Source organism: Roseibium polysiphoniae, assembly GCF_014842925.1.
Classification (GTDB): domain Bacteria; phylum Pseudomonadota; class Alphaproteobacteria; order Rhizobiales; family Stappiaceae; genus Roseibium; species Roseibium polysiphoniae.
This window is the reverse complement of record NZ_JACYXJ010000007.1, coordinates 409,989-421,559: the sequence shown is the minus strand read 5'-3', so window position 1 is coordinate 421,559 and position 11,571 is coordinate 409,989. Positions and strand designations below refer to the sequence as shown.

Sequence of the window (11,571 nt, the reverse complement as noted above, 5' to 3'; positions counted from 1 at the left end):
CATGACTGACTTTTCGCCTCGCGAAATCGTATCCGAACTGGACCGCTACATTGTCGGTCAGAAAGACGCCAAACGCGCGGTCGCAATCGCTCTGCGCAATCGTTGGCGCCGTCAGCAACTTCAGGGCCAGATGCGCGAAGAAGTTCTGCCGAAGAACATTCTCATGATCGGCCCGACCGGGGTCGGCAAGACCGAGATTGCCCGCCGGCTCGCCAAACTCGCCAATGCGCCCTTTGCAAAGGTCGAGGCCACCAAGTTCACGGAAGTCGGCTATGTCGGCCGTGACGTCGAACAGATCATTCGCGATCTTGTCGAAGCAGGCATAGGTCTGGTCCGCGACGCCAAACGCGAAGCCGTGAAAGCAAAGGCGCATGTCCTGGCAGAAGACCGGGTTCTTGACGCGTTGGTCGGCAAGAACGCCAGCCCTGCGACAAGGGACAGCTTTCGCAAGAAGCTGCGCGAAGGCGAGATGGACGAGAAGGAAATCGAGGTTGAGGTGCGCGCCCAGGCGCAGATGCCAAGCTTCGACATGCCCGGCATGCCAGGGGCGAGCGTCGGCGTGATGAATGTCGGCGATTTGCTCGGCAAGGCCTTCGGTGGGCAGACCAAGACGAAGCGCACCACGGTGAGCGAGTCCTATGAACTCCTGATCAACGAAGAATCCGACAAGCTTCTGGATGAGGACAAGATCGTCCTGGAGGCCATTTCCCTCGTCGAGAACTCCGGGATCGTCTTTCTGGATGAAATCGACAAGATCTGCGCCCGGGAAGGCCGAAGTGGCGGCGATGTCTCCCGCGAAGGTGTGCAGCGGGATCTTCTGCCGCTGATCGAAGGCACGGTCGTGTCGACCAAACACGGCCCGGTCAAGACCGACCATATTCTCTTCATCGCTTCTGGCGCATTCCACGTGGCCAAGCCGTCGGATCTGTTGCCGGAGTTGCAGGGGCGTCTTCCGATCCGCGTCGAGTTGCGTCCCCTGACCCGCGACGATTTCCGCGCCATCCTCACCGAGCCCGAGGCGAGCCTTATCAAGCAGTACATTGCCTTGATGAAGACCGAGGACGTCGACCTGGCGTTTTCCGAAGATGCGATTGACGAGATCGCCTCGGTTGCGGTCGATCTCAATGCTTCGGTTGAGAACATCGGTGCGCGGCGACTGCAGACGGTGATGGAGCGGATACTGGACGATGTGTCCTTCACCGCGCCTGATCGTCCCGGCGAGACCATCGAGATCACTGCGGATTACGTGCGCGAGAACATTGGTGAGCTGGCCAAGAACGTCGACCTGTCGAAGTTCATCCTCTGACGTGTTTTCGGTGGTGGAGGAGCTCAGTTGAACATGCGCTGCTCTGCCGCTGGACCTGACAAAGCCTTCCGCTTGCGGAATGGCGTAGCCGATGGCAGCATGCACCCATGGTAGCAATCAGAAAAAGCAATGAAGAGGGCCATCGCAGAAAGTTTCTGGTCGTGGTCGATGACACACCGGAGTGCGATCGCGCTATCGTCTATGCAGCCAAGCGAGCCGCGCGGACCAGCGGAGTTGTAACGCTTTTGTTCGTTGTGGCGCCCGGAGACTTTCAGCATTGGCTCGGCGTCGAGGACATCATGCGGGCGGAGGCGATGGAAAAAGCCGACCAGACGCTGGCCAAGGCCGCTGAACGGGTCCGGTCTGTCGCAAGAGCCGAGCCTGAAACAGTTGTGAAGGAAGGCAATACCTCGGAAGCGATTGTTGATCTGATCGAATCTGATGCCGATATTGCGATTCTCGTCCTGGCTGCCGGGTTGAGCAAGGAAGGGCCTGGGCCGCTTGTGGCGTCGATGGCCGGCAAGGCTGCAGGCAGTTTCCCGATCCCGGTCACGATCGTTCCGGGCAACTTGGACGATGACTCAATCGCCGCTCTGGCCTAAGGTCGGGTGCGAAGGGACTTGCCGCCAAGCCTTGAATTCACGCCAGGCGACGCCATCTACATTTTAAGAGTTCCAAACTACGGTGGTATGCAGTAATATCCCATCGTAGAAAACCGATAAGAACTGCGTGGCGGCGCTCTGACAGCGCTTCGACGCTCGTGGGATCCCAAGATGTTTATTCAGACCGAAGCAACGCCGAATCCGGCAACGCTGAAATTCCTTCCGGGCCGTGTCGTGCTGGCTGAAGGGACTTATGATTTCCGCTCCGCGGCAGACGCCGGCGCTTCGCCGCTCGCCGAGAAGCTGTTTCAGATCCCTGGTGTGAGCGCGATTTTCTTTGGCCACGACTTCATCACGGTGACGAAGGACGAAACCGACTGGCAGCACATGAAGCCGGCGATTCTCGGTGCGATTATGGAACAGTTCATGTCCGGACAGCCGGTGATGGCTTCGGGGCAGAGCGAAGATACCGAAGAAGGTGAATTCTTCGACGACGGTGACGAGGAAACGGTCACGGTTATCAAGGATTTGCTTGAAACCCGCGTTCGTCCTGCCGTTGCCCAGGATGGCGGTGACATAACCTTCAAGGGCTTCAAGGAAGGCATTGTCTACCTTTCCATGCGCGGCGCCTGTGCGGGCTGCCCGTCCTCGACGGCAACACTCCAGCATGGCATTCAGAATCTTCTGAAGCATTTCGTGCCGGAAGTTGAAGAAGTACGCCCGATCTGATCGTTCGCAGACCGACATTTGAAAGCCCGGCCGTTGCGCCGGGCTTTTGTCGTTTTGGAGGCGCTGCCAGGCAGCGGGCTGCAAGCCCAACCTTTGGGGTAAGTCCAAAGCGCAGCTCGACAGAACGCCTCGTGGCAGCTAAGCCGGAGCCATCATGCGCGTACTAGCTATCGATACCGCTCTTGCCAATTGTGCCGTTGCCGTCCTTGACGACAGCGACGAGAACCCCTGCCAGATCCAGCGTGCCGAAGAGATCGGCAGAGGCCACGCCGAGCGTCTCATGAGCATGATCGGCGAGGTCATGGCTGAATCATCCACCGCCTTCACTGACCTTGACCGTGTGATCGTGACGACGGGTCCCGGGAGTTTTACCGGCCTGCGGGTCGGGCTGTCTGTCGCCAAGGGTTTTGGGCTTGTTCTCGAAAAACCTGTCGTTGGCGTCACGACCCTTGCAGCCATCGCGCGGTCGCGCGTGCCGTGCGAAACCAAGGTGGCATCGTCACTGCTCGTGGCGCTCGATGGCAAGGGGGATGAGGTTTATTGCCAGCTTTTTGATGCGTCGGGTAACATTGCAGGCGAAGCGGGTGTCCAGACACTCACGGACCTGCAGGAAGCTCTGCCGGGCGAGCTGCGGCTGGCGGGATCGGCCGCGCGCAAGGTTGCGGAGGCCCTGCGCCGGGGAGACGACATCATCGAGAATGAGATGGCCTACCCCGATATTGCCGAGGTCGCGCGTCTTGGAATGGTGACGGATCCGAAATCGGCCACTGCTGCGCCGCTCTACCTCCGTCCGCCAGACGCCACACCTCAGAAAAAGGGCAGGATCGAGCGCAAATGAGCTACTGGTGGTCCAGACCTGAACCTCCTGTCGTGGAAGAGGTGGTGGACGAAGATCTGCCGCAGCTTGCCGAGATACACAGCGCCTCTTTTGGTCATGGCTGGGGTGAAGAGGAACTGGCGCGGCTTCTCGGTCAAAGTGGTGTTTTTGCGCTGGTGATCCGGCGTGCCAATCCCTTCGGAACACGCAAGCCAATGGGCTTCATTCTCATTCGTTCTGTTGCCGGGGAAGCCGAGATACTGACCATCGCTGTTGACCCGAAGTGCCGCGGTCGAGGTCTCGCCGGGTCTCTCTTGCACCAGGCGATGTTCCGGCTCTACGGAGACCGTTGTGAGTGCCTGTTCCTGGAAGTCGATGCCGCCAATGAGGCGGCCTTGCGGCTTTACAAGGGCCGCGGTTTCCGCAAAGTGGGGGAACGCAAAGGCTACTACCGGTCTGGTGACGGAGATGGAACCGCGCTTGTCATGCGCGTCGATCTTCTTTAATCGCTGACCTGTTCTCTAATTGGTGATCGGGTTTCGGGTGAGTATGACGGAAGAGCAGCAATCGACGCTTGCGGAACAATGCGTGGCCAAGGGCATGCGCATGACAGAGCAACGCCGCGTGATTGCCTCCGTCATTGAGGACGCCTCCAACGAGCATCCTGACGTTGAGGAATTGTATCGCCGGGCAGTCGCCATAGACTCGCGTATTTCGATTTCCACGGTCTATCGGACGGTCAAGCTCTTCGAAGATGCGGGTATGATCGAAAGGCATGATTTCCGCGACGGGCGGTCCAGATATGAAACAGTGCCGGACGAGCATCACGACCATCTGATCGATCTGAGGTCGGGCCAAGTCATCGAGTTCCGCAATGAGGACATCGAGGCCCTGCAGGAGTTCATTGCCCAAAAGCTGGGATACAAACTCGTCGATCACAGACTTGAGCTTTATGGCGTTCCGCTGAAATCAGAGGGGCCGGACAAGGGTGATGGCTCGGATTAAGGCAATCTGGGCGATTTTCGCCCTCACGGTCGTCTCCGTTGCATTGATCCCGCCGCAATGGCTGGCGGTCAGGTTGGGCCATCCCCTTCAGCGCAAGTTGCCGCATCTCTGGCACCGCGTTGCAACACGCCTGGTCGGAATAAGGGTGCAGCAGGTCGGTGCACCCGAACGCAGCCGTCCCTTGCTGGTCACCGCGAACCATGCGTCATGGGTTGATATCACCGTCGTTGGCTCACTCATGCCCCTGTCCTTCATCGCCAAGTCCGAAGTCGCTGGCTGGCCGATTTTCGGGCTTTTCGCAAAATTGCAGCGGACAGTTTTCGTCAACCGCACCCGCCGCACTGATACGGGAAAGGTCGCCGACGCCATTGCAGAACGCATGGCACAGGGCGACGCGATGGTTCTCTTCGCTGAAGGCACCTCAAATGATGGCAATGGCGTGCTGCCATTTCGTTCGGCGCTGCTGGGAGCTGCGACGCGAGCGCTGGATGAGGATGGCGAGGTCTGGGTTCAGCCCCTGTCTGTTGCCTATCATTCCCTTCACGGCCTGCCGATGGGACGGCAATTCCGGCCTCATGTCGCCTGGTATGGGGATATGGAGCTGGCTGGTCACCTCTGGGGTGTTTTCACCGAGGGCGCGCTTGATGTTGTGGTGACATGGGGAGAGCCTGTTCTTGTCACGTCCACGACGGACCGGAAGGCTCTCACGCGGCAATTGGAAGAACAAGTTCGCGCAATGACGGTCGCATCCCTGCGCCGGGGCGCGGTAGATCTTCTCAAAACGTCCGATATCTCTGACTCTGCGCTATTCTCAAGCGACCCAAAACCCGCTAAAGCTGGCGGCTGAAGACAGTGGTGCCAGTCCGGACTTGTTTCGGCACGCTTAGAGCGCATATGCCAGTTGAGACCGTTGCCGCCACTCCATTGAATTTTACCGCTGACCGCGAGCCCATGTCGGCTCGTGGAACCGGTGCTGAGGAATGAATGACCGATCGTCTGGATATTGAAGTGGCGGATGCCGCCGGCGCCGCCAACGCGAAAGCCGACCCGCCCAAGCGCAAGGTTTTTACGCGCACATATGGCTGCCAGATGAACGTCTATGACAGCGAGCGCATGAACGATGTGCTGGCGCCGCAAGGCTATTCAGTGACCGAAGACCTGGCCGACGCGGATCTGGTTATTCTCAACACCTGCCACATCCGAGAAAAGGCGGCTGAGAAGGTCTATTCCGAACTAGGCCGGATCCGGAAGGTGAAGGAAGAGCGTGCCCTGGCGGGCAAGGATATGATGGTCGGGGTCGCCGGCTGCGTTGCGCAGGCCGAAGGCGAGGAGATTTCCCGCCGCGCACCGATCGTCGACATGGTTTTCGGCCCTCAGAGCTATCATCGCCTGCCCAAACTTCTTGAAGAGGCTGCGTCGGGCAAAAAGGTTGTCGAAACCGAGTTCGACATCGATGCCAAGTTCGAGCACCTGTCCGAAAGGGCTGCTCGCCCTGTTCAAAAACGCCCACCGGCGGCCTTCCTGACGGTTCAGGAGGGTTGCGACAAGTTTTGCACCTTCTGTGTCGTGCCGTATACCCGTGGCGCGGAAGTCTCCCGGTCGGTCGCGCAGATCGTTGCCGAAGCGGAGCAGATGGCGGCTGGCGGCGTGCGCGAGATCACGCTGCTCGGCCAGAACGTCAATGGTTGGCACGGCGAAGCCCCGGATGGAAAGACCTGGGGGCTTGGCAGACTTCTCAGACGTCTGTCGGAAATCGATGGTCTGGACCGCCTGCGCTACACCACTAGCCATCCCCGCGACATGGATGACGAGCTGATTGATGCGCACCGGGACCTCAAGACGCTGATGCCCTATCTGCATCTGCCGGTTCAGTCCGGATCCGACAAGATCCTCGCTGCCATGAACCGCAAGCATACGCGGGACGAGTACTTTCGCCTGATCGACCGGATCCGCGAGGCAAGTCCGGATATCGCCATGTCCTGCGATTTCATCGTCGGCTTCCCGGGAGAGACGGATCAGGATTTCGAGGACACGATGGATCTGATCCGCCGGGTGGAATACGGCTCGGCCTTCTCGTTCAAATACAGCCAACGGCCGGGCACCCCCGGAGCAACCATGGCTGATCAGGTGCCCGAGGAAGTCAAAGGCGCGAGACTTGCAGAACTTCAGGCCCTTGTCGCCAGCCAGCAGACAGCCTTCAACGCATCGCGTCTGGGCATGACTTGTGATGTCTTGTTTGAACGCAAGGGTCGGAACCCCGGGCAGCTCGTCGGCAAGTCGCCATGGCTACAGCCCGTGCCGGTTGATGCGCCCGAGGCGCTGATCGGAACGATACAAGCGGTGGAAATCGTCGAGATCGGAAGCAATTCGCTGTTCGGGCGGCTTGTTGCAGGGCATCATGCTTCCAATGGGTCTTCCCACGACGCCATCAAGGAGGCGGCATTTGACGCGTGACAGCCAATCTTCGGCTCGCAAGGGTCCGGAACAGGCAGCGGCTACGGCCTCGGACATGACGCACATCGTTCTAGCGTTTGAAGACAACAGGCTGATCGGCGATCTCTTTGGTCAATTTGACCAGAACCTCGCACTCATCGAGCAAAAGCTGGGCGTTGACGCCATCGCCAGAGGCAATCAGGTCACCCTGAAGGGCTCGCAGGCTGGCTGTGCCCAGGCGCGCAACGCGCTGGAAGCGCTCTACCAGCGTCTGCAGCAGGGACATGACATCCATCCAGGCGATGTCGATGGTGCCTTGCGCATGGCCGCGGCTGCGGATGCTCAACTGCCACTTCCTACGCTGGAGCCCAAATCCAGATTGGCTTTTGCCCAGGTCTCGACCCGGCGCAAGACCATCGTGGCCCGCACGCCGACACAGGACGCTTATATCCGGTCGATGGACCGTGCGGATCTGGTGTTCGGGACCGGACCTGCAGGAACCGGCAAAACCTTTTTGGCGGTTGCCTATGCTGCGGCGCTGATCGAACGCGGTGATGCGACCCGGTTGATCCTCTCCCGTCCTGCGGTTGAAGCTGGCGAACGCCTCGGCTTCCTGCCCGGCGACATGAAGGAGAAGGTGGATCCCTACCTTCGCCCGCTCTATGACGCTCTCTACGAGATGATGCCGCCCGAAAAGGTCGACCGTGGCTTGCAGTCAGGCATGATCGAGGTCGCGCCGCTGGCCTTTATGCGTGGACGAACGCTCTCCAATGCGGTCGTGCTTCTCGATGAGGCTCAGAACACCACATCGATGCAGATGAAAATGTTCCTGACGCGTCTGGGTGAAGGCTCCAAGATGATCGTGACGGGCGATCCTAGCCAGGTGGATTTGCCACCGGGCCAGACGTCCGGCTTGCGTGAATCCTTGTCGCTCTTGGCCGGGGTCGAGGGCGTGGCCCATGTGCAGTTCACAGAGGCGGATGTCGTTCGCCATGAGCTGGTTGCACGGATCGTCACGGCTTATGACAACGCGTCGCGTGAAGCCGCGCAGGCGAAGGAGCGTCGCAACGACGCGCGCGAGGCCGCGAGAGCAGCCAATGATGCGGATGATAGCTGACGATGGATGACAAGCCGCAGGCGGGGCAAGGTGCGCTGCCTGATGACTTCCAGATCGACATAGCGGTTGCGGCAGGCAGCTGGCCTGATGAGAATGAACTCGCCAGCCTGTGTCATGCCGCGATCGATGCGGTCTTCAAGGTCGCGCCCGTCGAAGCACTTGCCGGCTCGGAAGTGTCGCTGGTTTTTACCGACGATGCTGCGGTTCAAGAGTTGAACAAACGCTGGCGCGGCAAGGGCAAGCCGACGAATGTTCTTTCCTTTCCTGGCAGCGAGCCCGATGGTGATCTATACGGCCCGCTGATGGGTGATATTGTGATGGCTCAGGAGACCATCAGCCGCGAGACAGATGAGTTGGGAATTGAATTTTCCCACCACCTTTCCCATCTTGTTGTTCACGGAATGCTTCATCTTTTTGATTATGATCATCAGGAAAATGACGAAGCGGAATTGATGGAAGGTCTCGAACGGCAAATTCTGGCCGGGCTCGGGATTTCTGACCCATATGCGGACAAGCCGCTGCTTGCTGATGACGATTGAGGGCCCTGTATCAAAAGGGCGATTTGGCGATTGATGACGATGACAGGCTCAGAGCCACGAAGTAGTGACGCCCCGGCTGCCGTACAGGCCGAAGGCAATGCCCCGGCGGGCGAGGACCCACAGCAGCGCGAGCCGCAGCAAGGAGCGGTCATCTGGCGGAAGCTGTCCGGCCTGTTTACCGGCCGCAGAGGTGCGGGCAGCCTGCGTGAGAACCTGCAGGACGAGCTGGCGCGCGAAACCGGTGGCGACACGGCGTTTTCCCCTGAGGAACGGCTCCTGCTCGGCAACATCCTGCGCTTGCGAGAGCTACGCGTCGACGACGTCATGATCCCGAGAGCTGACATTGAGGCGGTGGATGCGGGCATCACGCTTGGCCGCCTGATGGAACTCTTTCAGGACTCTGGTCATTCGCGCATGCCGGTCTATGAGGATACGCTCGATGATCCCCGCGGCATGGTTCACATCAAGGACCTTATGGCCTTGATGGTCGCCAACGCGAAGGATGAGGACACCGCTGATGCTTCCGGTGACGATGAGTCAGTCGAAGAGGCGGCCGAAGGTGTAGGGCACAACTCCGCTGAGGTCGATCTCTCTAAGGTGGATCTTTCCCTTGCCTTGAGGGATGCAGGCCTCGTTCGCCAGCTGCTGTTTGTTCCCCCGTCGATGCCGGCAACGGACTTGATGGCAAAGATGCAGGCTGACCGGATTCAGATGGCGCTTGTGATCGATGAATACGGCGGCACGGACGGTCTGGTCTCCCTTGAGGACCTCGTTGAAGAGGTTGTCGGGGACATCGAAGACGAACATGACGAAGATGAAGAGGCTATGCTCCAGGCGGCAGGCGAAGGCATGTGGATTGCAGATCCGCGTATGCCGCTCGAGGACCTGGGTGCCGAACTCGGGACCGACTTCGAGACAAGCGAGGCCAGCGAAGACGTGGATACGCTCGGCGGCCTTCTCTACGTTTCGATCGGGCGTGTGCCGGTGCGCGGTGAGCTCCTGCTTGTCCCGGACGTGCCTGGATATGAATTTGAAATTCTCGACGCCGATCCACGCAGGATCAAGCGACTGCGCATTCGCCGTCGTCGCCCCGAGGTCCGGATAACCGAACAGCGTCGCCGTGTGAAGCGCGAGGACGTGCAGCCGGTTGACGGTGAAGCGCAGTCCAGCGAATAGCATGGCAATGCTTGACCCCCATGCGGCCAATTGGCAAAGCTCCGGGGTGATTTTTTCAATTTGAGTCGCGGGTCGATATGCACCGGATGATGGCTGCCTTGCAGGTTCTGCCGAACACTTGCCTTCTGGCTTGGGGGTGGCGGCGCCGCGGCCTCGCACTCGGCGCCGGACTGCTGTCTGCCCTCGCGATGCCGCCCTATGGCATCTGGTTTGTTTTGGCCTTGACCTTACCGGCTCTCGTCTGGCTCCTCGATGGCGCGGTCGAGCAGGGAAACCAGGGGACCAGGCGGCGCTGGGTCGCCGGTTTCTCCATCGGCTGGTGGTTTGGCTTCGGCTATTTCCTGGCTGGCCTCTGGTGGATCGGAAGCGCGTTTCTGGTCGATGGTGACCGCTTCGCCTGGATGATGCCCTTCGCCGTGCTCGCAATGCCCGTCGGCCTTGCGCTTTTTCCAGCCTTGGCCCTCGCGATCGCAGCCCGCTTCTGGCCGGAAGGTCCTGCCCGTGTCCTGGTGCTCTCATTGGTTCTGTCGGGCGCCGACTATGTTCGCGGACATGTGCTGACGGGGTTCCCCTGGAATATCTTTGGCTACGCATTCTCGGACACGCTGATCCTCGCCCAGGTGGCGAGTGTTGTTGGAGTCTACGGACTTGGCCTGCTGGTCATCCTGATCTTGGCAGCCCCTGCCGTTGCTTTTGACACCAACGCCCGGGTTCAGAAGGTGATGATCATCGGGCTGAGCTCGTTCTGCCTGGTCGGCACCGTGCTCTTCGGTGCGATCCGTCTGATTGTGTTGGAGGACCCGCAGGACACCGCAACCGAATTGAGGATCGTGCAACCGGCAATCCCTCAAGCCGAAAAATGGCTGACCGAAAACCGGGACAGCATTTTCGAGCGCTACATTTCCTTGAGCGAGCAGGCTCTCGAAGGCGACGAACGGGATGGCGTTGAGCGCCTGCTGATCTGGCCGGAGTCGGCCGTGCCCTTTCTTTTGACGGCCTCGCCTGAGGCAATGGTGCGCATCGCCGGCGTCGTGGAAGGCAGAAGTTCCTTTGTCACCGGCGCAATCCGGGCGGAAGAGGCTGGTGGTCAAACCGACTACTTCAACAGCGTCTATCTTTTCGGCAGCGATGGCACGGTGCGCGATGCCTACGACAAGGTTCACCTTGTTCCCTTTGGCGAGTATTTGCCTCTCGAGGATCTGCTCACCAGTCTTGGCTTGCGTGCGCTCGTCACTGCGCCCGGTGCCTTTCAACCGGGCTTTCGCGGCAGGCCTTTGACCCTCGCTTCCGGAACGTCGTTTCTGCCACTTGTCTGTTACGAGGCGATCTTTCCGGCGCTGGCGTCAGCCGAGGGGCCAAGGCCGGACTTCCTCTTGAACGTGACGAATGACGCCTGGTTCGGAGACACGGCCGGTCCCTATCAACACGTGTCGCAATCGGCGATGCGCGCGATAGAGCAGGGCTTGCCTCTGGTCAGAGCCGCAAACACCGGCGTGTCGGCAATCTTCGACGCCAAGGGGCGGGCGACCGGGATACTTTCCGTTAATATTCGTGGTATTCTCTCGGGCCAGCTGCCCGGAAAACTATCGGAAACAAATTACAGCAAGTATGGAGATAAAATCTTTTTGACGATGCAATTCCTGATACTGATTTTAATCTTGTTTTTGCGATACAACCGCACTTCGCGTCAAAATTGATTTTTCGCCTTGGGTATGTGGGCAACCTGTGGTACAAACCCACGATCGCTTCCAGTAAGCGAATGAGAAGAAACGGTTTTCGAGTGAATGGGTGTGCTCGTGGGCTGACTGGACCAGGGTCTTTGTCCGCCGTTTCAGCGAATGAAACTG

12 protein-coding genes are annotated in these 11,571 nt (G+C 59.4%); all 12 read left to right on the top strand.

The annotated features are described in order from the left end of the window. The first annotated feature begins 1 nt into the window (after position 1). The 12 genes from hslU (at position 2) to lnt (ending at position 11,421) form a co-directional block, all read left to right on the top strand. Entirely contained in the window at positions 2–1,306 is a 1,305-nt protein-coding gene (gene hslU / locus IG617_RS20265; RefSeq protein ID WP_192111021.1) for an ATP-dependent protease ATPase subunit HslU, read from the top strand. Positions 1,307–1,413: 107 nt separating this feature from the next. Continuing rightward, positions 1,414–1,908 (top strand): universal stress protein, encoded by a 495-nt coding sequence (locus tag IG617_RS20260; RefSeq protein WP_192111020.1) that lies wholly within the window; start codon positions 1,414–1,416, stop codon positions 1,906–1,908. Between the two features lie 171 nt (positions 1,909–2,079). After that, the gene (locus IG617_RS20255) at positions 2,080–2,637 is read left to right on the top strand and encodes a NifU family protein (protein WP_192111019.1); all 558 of its coding nucleotides are present in this window, start codon (positions 2,080–2,082) and stop codon (positions 2,635–2,637) included. A gap of 154 nt (positions 2,638–2,791) precedes the next feature. Next, positions 2,792–3,475 (top strand): tRNA (adenosine(37)-N6)-threonylcarbamoyltransferase complex dimerization subunit type 1 TsaB, encoded by a 684-nt coding sequence (gene tsaB, locus IG617_RS20250; RefSeq protein WP_192111018.1) that lies wholly within the window; start codon positions 2,792–2,794, stop codon positions 3,473–3,475. Next, the gene (locus IG617_RS20245) at positions 3,472–3,960 is read left to right on the top strand and encodes a GNAT family N-acetyltransferase (RefSeq protein WP_192111017.1); all 489 of its coding nucleotides are present in this window, start codon (positions 3,472–3,474) and stop codon (positions 3,958–3,960) included. Before tsaB ends, IG617_RS20245 begins: the two co-directional genes overlap by 4 nt. A gap of 43 nt (positions 3,961–4,003) precedes the next feature. Next, positions 4,004–4,459 (top strand): Fur family transcriptional regulator, encoded by a 456-nt coding sequence (locus IG617_RS20240; RefSeq protein ID WP_192111134.1) that lies wholly within the window; start codon positions 4,004–4,006, stop codon positions 4,457–4,459. Continuing rightward, positions 4,446–5,306 carry a lyso-ornithine lipid O-acyltransferase gene (gene olsA / locus IG617_RS20235; RefSeq protein ID WP_192111016.1) on the top strand — a complete coding sequence of 287 codons (861 nt, stop codon included), beginning with the start codon at positions 4,446–4,448 and terminating at the stop codon, positions 5,304–5,306. Before IG617_RS20240 ends, olsA begins: the two co-directional genes overlap by 14 nt. A gap of 137 nt (positions 5,307–5,443) precedes the next feature. Next, positions 5,444–6,913: a tRNA (N6-isopentenyl adenosine(37)-C2)-methylthiotransferase MiaB gene (gene miaB / locus IG617_RS20230; protein ID WP_192111015.1), complete on the top strand. Its 1,470-nt coding sequence runs from the start codon at positions 5,444–5,446 to the stop codon at positions 6,911–6,913. A 55-nt stretch (positions 6,914–6,968) separates the two neighbouring features. After that, entirely contained in the window at positions 6,969–8,009 is a 1,041-nt protein-coding gene (locus tag IG617_RS20225) for a PhoH family protein (protein WP_153771209.1), read from the top strand. A 2-nt stretch (positions 8,010–8,011) separates the two neighbouring features. Continuing rightward, positions 8,012–8,548: an rRNA maturation RNase YbeY gene (gene ybeY, locus IG617_RS20220; protein WP_192111014.1), complete on the top strand. Its 537-nt coding sequence runs from the start codon at positions 8,012–8,014 to the stop codon at positions 8,546–8,548. A 33-nt stretch (positions 8,549–8,581) separates the two neighbouring features. Further along, the gene (locus IG617_RS20215) at positions 8,582–9,724 is read left to right on the top strand and encodes a transporter associated domain-containing protein (protein WP_209008634.1); all 1,143 of its coding nucleotides are present in this window, start codon (positions 8,582–8,584) and stop codon (positions 9,722–9,724) included. A gap of 86 nt (positions 9,725–9,810) precedes the next feature. Then, positions 9,811–11,421 (top strand): apolipoprotein N-acyltransferase, encoded by a 1,611-nt coding sequence (gene lnt, locus IG617_RS20210; protein ID WP_209008633.1) that lies wholly within the window; start codon positions 9,811–9,813, stop codon positions 11,419–11,421. Positions 11,422–11,571: the final 150 nt, after the last annotated feature.

Excerpts from the sequence above, each read along its gene's own strand:
- lnt (WP_209008633.1), top strand. The coding sequence starts at position 9,811 with ATGATGGCTGCCTTGCAGGTTCTGCCGAACACTTGCCTTCTGGCTTGG.
- hslU (WP_192111021.1), top strand. The coding sequence starts at position 2 with ATGACTGACTTTTCGCCTCGCGAAATCGTATCCGAACTGGACCGCTAC.
- IG617_RS20260 (WP_192111020.1), top strand. The coding sequence starts at position 1,414 with ATGGTAGCAATCAGAAAAAGCAATGAAGAGGGCCATCGCAGAAAGTTT.
- IG617_RS20245 (WP_192111017.1), top strand. The coding sequence starts at position 3,472 with ATGAGCTACTGGTGGTCCAGACCTGAACCTCCTGTCGTGGAAGAGGTG.
- IG617_RS20240 (WP_192111134.1), top strand. The coding sequence starts at position 4,004 with ATGACGGAAGAGCAGCAATCGACGCTTGCGGAACAATGCGTGGCCAAG.
- tsaB (WP_192111018.1), top strand. The coding sequence starts at position 2,792 with ATGCGCGTACTAGCTATCGATACCGCTCTTGCCAATTGTGCCGTTGCC.
- IG617_RS20215 (WP_209008634.1), top strand. The coding sequence starts at position 8,582 with ATGACGATGACAGGCTCAGAGCCACGAAGTAGTGACGCCCCGGCTGCC.
- olsA (WP_192111016.1), top strand. The coding sequence starts at position 4,446 with ATGGCTCGGATTAAGGCAATCTGGGCGATTTTCGCCCTCACGGTCGTC.
- miaB (WP_192111015.1), top strand. The coding sequence starts at position 5,444 with ATGACCGATCGTCTGGATATTGAAGTGGCGGATGCCGCCGGCGCCGCC.
- IG617_RS20225 (WP_153771209.1), top strand. The coding sequence starts at position 6,969 with ATGACGCACATCGTTCTAGCGTTTGAAGACAACAGGCTGATCGGCGAT.
- IG617_RS20255 (WP_192111019.1), top strand. The coding sequence starts at position 2,080 with ATGTTTATTCAGACCGAAGCAACGCCGAATCCGGCAACGCTGAAATTC.
- ybeY (WP_192111014.1), top strand. The coding sequence starts at position 8,012 with ATGGATGACAAGCCGCAGGCGGGGCAAGGTGCGCTGCCTGATGACTTC.